The organism is Acinetobacter sp. YH12218 (assembly GCF_013417925.1).
Lineage (GTDB): Bacteria > Pseudomonadota > Gammaproteobacteria > Pseudomonadales > Moraxellaceae > Acinetobacter > Acinetobacter amyesii.
Map to the genome: position 1 here is coordinate 1 of NZ_VPDB01000095.1, position 8,734 is coordinate 8,734.

At 39.6% G+C, this 8,734-nt stretch carries 7 protein-coding genes and 1 pseudogene; 5 read left to right on the forward strand and 3 right to left on the reverse strand.

Features of this window, described 5'->3' with window-relative positions; translation table 11 throughout:
* The 4 genes and pseudogenes from FTV03_RS16205 to FTV03_RS16220 all read left to right on the forward strand — a co-directional run.
* A partial coding sequence (locus tag FTV03_RS16205; RefSeq protein WP_180042202.1) for an IS5 family transposase occupies positions 1–448 on the forward strand: 448 nt, incomplete at its 5' end.
* Positions 449–502: 54 nt separating this feature from the next.
* Positions 503–793 (forward strand): annotated as a pseudogene (locus FTV03_RS16210) (FAD-dependent oxidoreductase); the annotation flags it as partial.
* 151 nt (positions 794–944) lie between these two features.
* Positions 945–2,003 (forward strand): ArsO family NAD(P)H-dependent flavin-containing monooxygenase, encoded by a 1,059-nt coding sequence (locus FTV03_RS16215; protein WP_180042204.1) that lies wholly within the window; start codon positions 945–947, stop codon positions 2,001–2,003.
* A gap of 411 nt (positions 2,004–2,414) precedes the next feature.
* Positions 2,415–3,167: an IclR family transcriptional regulator gene (locus FTV03_RS16220; protein WP_019836964.1), complete on the forward strand. Its 753-nt coding sequence runs from the start codon at positions 2,415–2,417 to the stop codon at positions 3,165–3,167.
* Between the two features lie 45 nt (positions 3,168–3,212).
* Here the strand turns inward: FTV03_RS16220 and FTV03_RS16225 are convergent, their stop codons facing one another.
* From FTV03_RS16225 to FTV03_RS16235, 3 genes are read right to left on the reverse strand one after another with little or no spacing between them, the layout of a single operon-like run.
* Positions 3,213–4,709: a CoA-acylating methylmalonate-semialdehyde dehydrogenase gene (locus tag FTV03_RS16225; RefSeq protein WP_019836965.1), complete on the reverse strand. Its 1,497-nt coding sequence runs from the start codon at positions 4,707–4,709 to the stop codon at positions 3,213–3,215.
* Positions 4,710–4,752: 43 nt separating this feature from the next.
* Positions 4,753–5,910 (reverse strand): iron-containing alcohol dehydrogenase, encoded by a 1,158-nt coding sequence (locus FTV03_RS16230; RefSeq protein WP_062034255.1) that lies wholly within the window; start codon positions 5,908–5,910, stop codon positions 4,753–4,755.
* Between the two features lie 37 nt (positions 5,911–5,947).
* Positions 5,948–7,342: a GntP family permease gene (locus FTV03_RS16235; protein WP_026438090.1), complete on the reverse strand. Its 1,395-nt coding sequence runs from the start codon at positions 7,340–7,342 to the stop codon at positions 5,948–5,950.
* Positions 7,343–8,067: 725 nt separating this feature from the next.
* Here FTV03_RS16235 and FTV03_RS16240 point away from each other — a divergent pair.
* On the forward strand, positions 8,068–8,734 hold a 667-nt coding region (locus FTV03_RS16240), incomplete at its 3' end, for an ISNCY family transposase (RefSeq protein WP_180042206.1).

Here is an 8,734-nt window from a genome sequence, read left to right on the forward strand (position 1 = left end):
CAATAATGTCAGTGATTCACAGGTGCTTGGTGATTTACTTGATCAGATTCCACAAGATGAGCGGATTGATTCTGTTTATACCGATGGAGCTTATGACACTAAGCAATGCCGTCAGGTCATTGCAGATCGGCAAGCGCATGCGGTGATTCCACCTAGAAAAAATGCGAAACCATGGAAAGATACAAAGAGTAGCTCGCTAGAGCGAAATGAATTACTTCGAACGGTTAATCTTGCGAAGCAGTGCTTCTCAGGCAGGACACTATGGAAAAAATGGTCAGGCTATCATCGGCGAAGTTTGGTTGAAACTAAGATGCATTGCATCAAATTATTAGGAGATAAACTCAGTGCAAGGAGTTTTGCTAGCCAAGTGAATGAGATCCATGCACGTGTAGCAGTCCTTAACAGATTTACGGAATTAGGTCGACCACTTACCCAAGTTACGCCTTAAATTTGGCTCAATTAGGGGCGCTTTGCATTTCAAATCTTTGTGCAACAAAGCCGTGTACGTTTAAAATCGACACAGGATGATTCCATTCAGGACGTTGATGTTCAAGGTGTATTCATTGCAATTGGTCATAAACCAAATACCAGTATGTTTGAAGGCCAGCTTGAGTTACGAAATGGCTATATCCAGGTACAAAGCGGTACTGCAGGCAATGCTACAGCCACTTCCGTACCGGGTGTTTTCGCTGCTGGTGATGTTACAGATAGCGTATACCGTCAAGCCATTACTTCGGCTGGTTCAGGCTGTATGGCTGCATTGGATGCTGAAAAGTACCTTGATAATTTGTAGAAGTAATACTCTCATTTTATCTACCCTCTAATATAGAGAGATAGTGCTGCCCATGCCCAATATCAGTTCATCCTGATATTGGGTTTTTATTGGGCACAATGATCAAGATAGATATATACTTTTGATAATAATGAAGTTATGGGAAAGAAAAATGTCAATAACAACAGAAACAGACGTGATCATCATTGGTGGGGGGCAAGCAGCATTAGCTACATCTTACTTTTTAAAGCGCAATGGTCTGTCTTTTATCATTTTAGATGAACAGCCGCAGGCAGGCGGTGCCTGGCTACATGCTTGGGATTCTTTGCGACTGTTTTCACCGAATAGCTGGAGTTCCTTACCAGGCTGGATGATGCCAGGGACAGAACAAACTTATCCGACTCGTCATGAAGTGATTGAATACATACAGCAATATGAGCAACGTTATCATTTTCCGGTTGTCCGTCCTGTGCACGTTGATCGTGTTGAGGCTGAGGAAGACATATTAAACGTCTATGCAGGTGAACAGTCATGGAAAGCAAAAGCTGTAGTGAGTGCAACCGGTACTTGGAGTCATCCTTATATCCCATCTTATTCAGGTCAGGAGAATTTTAAAGGACTACAATTACATTCCGCGCATTACCAAAATGCAGAAACCTTCAAAGATAAGAACGTCATGATTGTGGGTGGCGGAAATTCTGGCGCACAAATTCTAGCTGAAGTTTCTCAAGTGGCCAATACACTTTGGATCACCCCGATCCCTCCTCAATTTCTAGCTGATGATGTTGATGGACGTATCTTGTTTTTACGTGCTACGGAGCGTTTAAAGGCACAACTCGAAGGTCGTACTGTAGATCAGCCGATTGGTGGCCTGGGCGATATTGTCATGATTGATTCGGTCAAAGATGCACGTGCACGTGGCGTGCTGCATAGTGAGCGACCATTTGCAGCATTCACGCAAGATGGCGTGATTTGGGAGGATGGATCTTTTCAACAGATCGATGCCGTGATTTGGTGTACTGGGTTTAAAGCGGCTCTAGATCATTTAAAACCACTTGAGATCGTAGAGGAAAACAATACGGTACTGGTTACAGGGACAAGGTCAGTCAAACAACCTAACCTGTGGTTAGTGGGATATGGTGAATGGACTGGACCTGGTTCAGCAACTTTAGTGGGCGTTTCAAGGACAGCAAAAGCAACAGCTGAAGAAATTACTAAATTTTTAGCTTAAATTTTATGGGGTAGTTATTTATGAGCCTATAAAAATTAGTAGATCATTTGGTAATCCCCCCTAAAAATAATAGGATCTAAAAGTAGAATTTTCTCTTAAGATACAAGCAGGAGATTCTGCATGAAAACATCTAAATTTACTGACAACCAGATCATGTCCATATTAAAGCAAGCGGAGTCTGGCACACCTGTTGCTGCCCTTTTATAGGCTTATTCATTTGCAAATTATATAGCGGAATAAGACTTTATCGGTAGGTTTGTTCAACAAGGCCGCTCTAATTTAATTTGTAAAACCCAACATGCTAAAAACATTCAGCAATCATTAGGATGAATCCTATACATCACTTATAATTTGAAAAATTATATTATTCTTTTTGTACAGGTAACTACCTTTGACTATCGAGTACTTACAATGAATAGAAAAGGCTCATCAATAACCCGAGTTTTAGATATTATTGAGGCTATTTCAACAGCCAAACATCCTCCGACCCCTTTAGACCTCTCAGTAGAACTGGATATTCCTAAACCTAGTATCCATCGACTGTTGCAGACCTTGGAGCAGGAAAAGTTCATTAAGGTTGATACCTATGGTGGGTATATCGTAGGCGAGCGAACCTATGATTTGCTCATGAGTGCATGGCAGCAAGAACCTCTAAAAATAGAAAGACTAGCGATTTTGCAAAAGTTGTCAGAGCAAATTAATGAAACATGTGGAATCGCTATACTGCATAACAATCAAATGCTATACACAGACCGTGTCCAGACCAATTGGCCCTTACAAGTCTATCTACCGATTGGTTCTACTGTGCCACTATGGTGTACATCCAGTGGGAAATTACTACTGAGTTTTCAATCAGATCAACGTAGAAAAAAAATATTGGAACATCTGTCTATTGAACAAATGACTAAAAATACCATTACAAATCCAATCTTGCTTGAAGAAAATTTAAGTCAAATTTATTCAAATCAAATTGGAACAGATAACGAAGAATTTATCTCAGGTATGGTGGCGTGTTCAGTTCCAATCTTTAGAAAAGAAGAGATTGTTGCATGTTTATATGTACATGCACCGACCATACGTAAATCATTAGATGATCTTTTGGCTTTTGAACCACTATTGCGTCAAGCTGCCAACGACCTGAGTCATCTGATTGATACTACATAAAAAAGGGAAGCTATAACAGCTTCCCCCTTATCTTGTTTGCTAATCTTAGTTTAAAGTCGGCATAGAAAATTGTGCGCCTTCTCTAACATTCGCACTTGGCCAACGTTGAGTAATGGTTTTGCGTCGAGTATAGAAACGAGCACCATCTGGACCATACGCATATAAGTCACCAAATAATGAACGTTTCCAACCACCAAAACTATGATAAGCAACAGGTACAGGAAGCGGAATATTAACTCCGACCATACCAACTTTAATGTTATCACTGAAATAGCGGGCTGCTTCACCGTCACGTGTATAAATACAAGTACCATTACCATATTCATGATTATCAATAAGGTTCATAGCTTCTTGCATTGTACTTACACGAATCACTTGTAATACAGGTCCAAAAATTTCTTCTTTATAACTGGTCATGTCAGCAGTGACTTGATCAATGAGTGTGGCACCAACGTAGAAACCATTTTCATAACCAACTGGAGCAGCATCGCGACCATCAACCACAATGTTCGCACCTTGTTCTTCAGCACTATTAATATAACCTACAACCTTAGCTTTATGTTGAGCTGTAATGAGTGGTCCAAAATCGTTATTTTTATCCAAATAAGGACCATATTTGAGTGAACTCATCGCTTCAGAAAGCTTAGTTATCATTTGGTCTGCAATTTCATCGCCTACCGCCACAGCAACCGAAAGTGCCATACAGCGTTCGCCAGAAGAACCAAACGCAGCGCCAAGTAAAGAGCTAACTACATTATCCAAATCTGCATCAGGCATCACAATTGCGTGATTTTTTGCACCACCAAGGGCTTGGCAGCGTTTTCCTGATGCTGTAGCAGTTTTATAAATATACTCAGCAATCGCTGTAGATCCGACAAAACTCACAGCCTGTACACGAGTATCTAAAAGTAAAGTATCAACAGCTTCTTTATCACCATTTACCACATTGAGTACGCCATCTGGTAATCCAGCTTCTTTCATCAACTGCGCGATAAACAAAGTAGATGATGGGTCACGCTCAGAAGGTTTCAAAATAAAGGTATTTCCACAGACAATAGCCATAGGGAACATCCAAAGTGGAACCATCGCTGGAAAGTTAAATGGAGTAATTCCAGCGACTACACCTAATGGCTGGAATTCGCTCCAAGAATCAATAGATGGGCCAACATTTTTACTAAATTCGCCTTTTAAGAATTCAGGTGCACTACAAGCATACTCGACGTTTTCGATACCACGCTGTAATTCGCCAGCAGCGTCATGCATGATTTTTCCATGTTCTTCACCAATAAGTTGGCAAATTTTTTCAGCATTTTTTTCCAGCAGTTCTTTGAATTTAAACATTACACGTGCACGTTTAATCACTGGAGTATTTCGCCATTCAGGAAATGCTGCTTCAGCTGCGGCAATTGCTTCTTCAACTGTTGCTTTGGTTGCAAGCGCTACTTCCTTGCTTTGTTCACCTGTTGATGGATTGTAAACAGGTTGAGTTCTTGCATGTTGGGTATTCAGAGTCCCATTAATAAAATGCCCGATTAATTCCATGTGGATCTATCCTCTTGATGTGGAAAAATGAATTAAATATGCCTTACCAGAGTTGCTTATATAGTGAAACTATTTCGGTGACTGTAGGAACGACAGGGTTATTGGAAGGTGAACCAGATGCGAGTGCTTGTTCAGCCATTGTTTCGACAATTTCATCGAAAAATTGTTTATCAGCTCCAAATTCAGCTAATGTTGGAACTTTGAGGTCTCTATTTATTTCGATTAATGCTTGGATAAGTTTCTGATTTGCAACATTGTCAGAGTCATCCATATGGGCAACACCCATTGCTTTAGCACAGTCTGCATAACGTTCTGGTGCACCATGTATTGAAAACTCAGTAATCATCGGTAGTAACATTGCATTAGATAATCCATGCGGAACATGGAAAAAAGCTCCAATCGGTCGACTCATACCATGTACTAAAGCAACAGAGGCATTGGAAAATGCGATACCTGCAAATGTAGATCCAAGCATCATTTTTTCACGTGCAGATTCATTATTTGGTTCGTGAAAAACGGTCTGTATATTTGGACCAATGAGCTTCATTGCTGCAATCGCTTGGGAATCACTATATGGACTTGCCTTTTTACTAACATAAGCTTCAATTGCATGCGTGAGTGCGTCAATTCCAGTATCAGCCGTTGTACGGGCAGGCATTGACATCGTTAATTCATAGTCTACGATTGCAGCCACAGGTAAAAAACCTAACCCTGCGCACAGCATTTTTTCACTGGTTTTATCATCAGTAATGATGGTAAATCGAGTACATTCTGAACCTGTACCTGCTGTTGTTGGCACAGCAATAATAGGTAATCCAGTCTCATTCACTTGTCGAGGAAATTTATAATCACGAATTTCTCCACCAAACATGCCCAAAATACTAATGGCTTTTGCACTGTCGATTGGGCTTCCGCCACCTACAGCAATGATGGAATCATATTGATGAGATCTAATATGATTTACACCTGCTTCGATTGAAGCAGAAGTTGGCTCAGGAATAGTCTCGTCAAAATAGTCGCTTTCAATATTTGCTGTTTTGAGTATGTTCTGGATTTCGTTGATATAACCTAATGTGACCATCATTTTGTCAGTGATGATCAAAGGCTTTTTTGCGCCTAAGCTATTTAATATTGCAGGAAGCTGGCTTCGAGCATTTTTTCCAACCTGCATAATTCGAGGAAGGTTTATCGTATGAGACATTTTTTATTCACCATATTAGGTTAAGGTATTGAATTTTCTAGAATGATCCAAATATTGTACCGAGGGTAATGACACCACTTAATGCAATCAGCGGTATAACAACTGCGACGATGAACATGTCGTAATAAGATTGTTTATGAGTCAATCCACATAAGGTAATGATAGTAATTACGGCACCATTGTGTGGAAGTGAGTCTAGTGCGCCAGAGGCCATTGATGCGACTCTGTGCATGAGTTCTAATGAAATCCCATGCTCTAGTGCCAAACTTTTATAGGTTTCACCCATTGTATTTAGGGCAATACTAAGACCACCTGAAGCTGAGCCTGTAATCCCTGCTAATACATTGATAACAATAGCTTCAGAAATTAGTGGATTATTTGGCGCAATACCGATTAGAAAATCACGCAGAATAATAAAACCTGCCAATGAAGCGATGACTGAGCCATAACCGACCTCAGAAGCCGTATTAAAAATAGGTAAGAATGAAGATGACACCCCTTGCTGAATTGAATCTTTGATATCAACAAAGGCCTTCCAATTTAGAACGATGATGCTTAAGCAAGCTAAGACTAATGCACAGATAATCGCCCATAGCCCAATGACTGAACTTAATGAAGTATTTCCAAATTGGTCAGTAGAAAGATATGCCGTATCCAGAGAAGGTAAAATAAATTTAGTTAACAGTAGGTTGGAAATTATAACTACTAGGATTGGTGCAAAAGCAATCAGTAAACTTGGAGATGATGATGTTAATCCACTTTCACGGTGGTGTGATTCAAAGTGATTGCCATAACCTTCATTATTTAAATGTGCTTTAGCAATACGCTTGTTTAACCACCACATTCCTGTAACCAGAATAAAAATGGATGCCAGTATTCCTAAGCCAGGTGACGCGTATAGGTCTGTATTAAAAAATGGCATTGGAATAGCATTTTGAATAGCAGGTGTGCCAGGTAATGCCGTCATGGTAAAAGTAAGAGCACCTAACATGATTGCTGCAGGAATTAGACGCTTCGGAATCCCAAGTTCTTTAAAGAGTGCAGATGCAATTGGGAATACAGCAAAACCAACAACAAATAACGAAACACCACCGTAAGTTAGAATCGAACATGAAAGCACGATAGAAAGCATCGCTCTTTTATGTCCCAATTTTTCTACAAAAAAATTGGCGATAGTTCGAGCTGAACCTGAGTCATCCATTAATTTCCCAAACACAGCTCCTAATAAAAAGAGTGGGAAATATTTGATGATGTAGCCACCTAAACCTGTCATGAAAACTTGAGAATAAAACCCAAGTATCTCATTGCTGAGCCCACTCCATGCAACTGCAAATAACGCAAGTATTGGTGCAAGAACAATAACGCTGAAGCCCTTATATGCTAAATACATCAGCAATATTAGGGACAAGACTATTCCGATTAGCCCTATCATTTTAAACATCCTATTTAAAATATTTTTGTATAATGATACATATCGTATCATTATTAATATATTTGATTTTTTAGACATGTCAACAAAAAATCGAGAAGGTCGACTTTAGTTGTAGATTGTAAGCTTGAAAAAAATTATTTAATTATTTTAAAACATAGACTTATGTTGATTTAGTCTTGAAAAGAAGAAGTTGTTGATTGAATGTTTGTAAAAATCTGAAAATAAACCCAAGGAATAGTGTATGTAATTGAATAGCCGTACTTATTTTTATATTTCTGATGAAATGATTTTTGACAAGCTGAAGTCGGATATCGATGAATATATCGAAGTTTGGTATAGCTCAAAGAGCTGTTGTGCTTCCAATGATTAGTGTTTCCCATTAGCTTATGAAGTGATTCATCAAAAGATGGTTAGATGTGTCAATAATTGGAGGAACTATTCGTAGAATCTATTTAATTTTGATTAGAATAAGACCTTAAAACTGTATAGTTATATCCTTAAATTACAAGGTATTACACAACTGAAATTTTCACGAGTGACTTATAATATATTGAGATGATTAGATAACGCTAAGCACTCAATTTAACATAATGGCGATTATACGAAACGAACAGCCCTTGTAACTCCAAAATAGAAATGTCCGGTTTCTCCAAAGTAAAAATGTCCGCTTTTAGAATATGCACTTCTGCAATTTCCTTAGCGGACGGTTTGATATGTTGGTGTCTATGTCGGATAAAGAACTTAAACGATTGTCGGTCTTGCAGGAAATCTGCGATCAACGCATAACTCAATCCCAGACTGCTCAGCTACTTCATATCTCAGAACGTCAGATCAGACGCTTACTGCAGAAATACAAAGCTCAAGGTCCCGCTGCATTAGCCCATGCCGGTCGTGGCCAAATCAGCAATTCTAAACTTCCTGAAGAACTCAGACTTAAGTATCTCAATATTGTTTCTGACCAACTCCATGGTTTCGGACCCACTTTAGTGCATGAAAAGCTCACCACCGTACATGGATTCGATCTTTCAGTAGAAACCCTGCGTTCCTGGATGATTGCAGCTGACTTATGGATTCCTCGATCCAAGCGCCTGAAGCGCCCGTATCAGCCTCGTTACAACCGGGATTGCTTTGGTGAGCTGATCCAAATTGATGGCTCACACCATGACTGGTTTGAAGGACGCGCTGCTAAATGCTGTCTACTGGTGTTCATTGATGATGCCACAGGCAAATTACAGCATTTACGCTTCTGTGAGTCAGAATCAACTTTTGACTATATGATTTCAACACGTTTATATGTCGAACAGCACGGTAAGCCTTTAGCGTTTTACAGCGACAAACATTCAGTCTTTAGAGTGAATCAAAGCAGCAAGAAAGACACCAAGATTACCCAGT

Bases quoted from the DNA above. Each gene is read 5' to 3' on its own strand.
- FTV03_RS16215 (WP_180042204.1), top strand. From the start codon at position 945: ATGTCAATAACAACAGAAACAGACGTGATCATCATTGGTGGGGGGCAA.
- FTV03_RS16220 (WP_019836964.1), top strand. From the start codon at position 2,415: ATGAATAGAAAAGGCTCATCAATAACCCGAGTTTTAGATATTATTGAG.
- FTV03_RS16225 (WP_019836965.1), bottom strand. From the start codon at position 4,709: ATGGAATTAATCGGGCATTTTATTAATGGGACTCTGAATACCCAACAT.
- FTV03_RS16230 (WP_062034255.1), bottom strand. From the start codon at position 5,910: ATGTCTCATACGATAAACCTTCCTCGAATTATGCAGGTTGGAAAAAAT.
- FTV03_RS16235 (WP_026438090.1), bottom strand. From the start codon at position 7,342: ATGATAGGGCTAATCGGAATAGTCTTGTCCCTAATATTGCTGATGTAT.